Raw genomic sequence first — 497 nt, 5'->3', positions numbered from 1 at the left:
TGTCCGCCCACCGCAGCAGCCCGACGCGTGAAACTGCAGCGGAAATGATTCCCCCAGGCGCCGACGTTCATTTCAATCAAAGCCTTCGTGTTCAATGCCCGGCTTGGGCATTAGCTTGCGCGGAGCGCGTGGGTGCGTCTCAACAACCCTTCAAGGCACAACAAAGAATGGCAACCGGGTCGGGCACGAGGATGTTCGTTTACCCCAGATACAAGTAGTGGATCCATGCCGGCGGTCTGCCGCCACGACTACGAACAAGAGGAGCACTAGTGAGAGAGCGAAAACGAGTCCTAGCCTGGGACGATCCGGCCATTGGCGCGGCAGCCATGCCCGGCATGAGCGGCTTGGAATACCTGCACTCAATGATGGGCAAAAAACTGCCACCCCCACCGATGGGCGAACTACTGAACATGACCTTGGTCGATGCGGCACCGGGCACTGCCACCTTTACCTGTCACCCCGACGAGTCCCATTACAACCCGATCGGCTCGGTTCAC

Annotated in this window: 1 pseudogene; it reads left to right on the top strand. The window is 59.2% G+C overall.

The window, feature by feature from the left end:
• Positions 1-269: 269 nt before the first annotated feature.
• A pseudogene (locus tag ASG92_RS29595) lies at positions 270-497 on the top strand (aromatic compound degradation protein PaaI); the annotation flags it as partial.

Source organism: Arthrobacter sp. Soil736 (genome assembly GCF_001428005.1).
Classification (GTDB): domain Bacteria; phylum Actinomycetota; class Actinomycetes; order Actinomycetales; family Micrococcaceae; genus Arthrobacter.
Note: the sequence above shows the minus strand (reverse complement) of the source record. Positions and strands in the feature narration are given on the sequence as shown.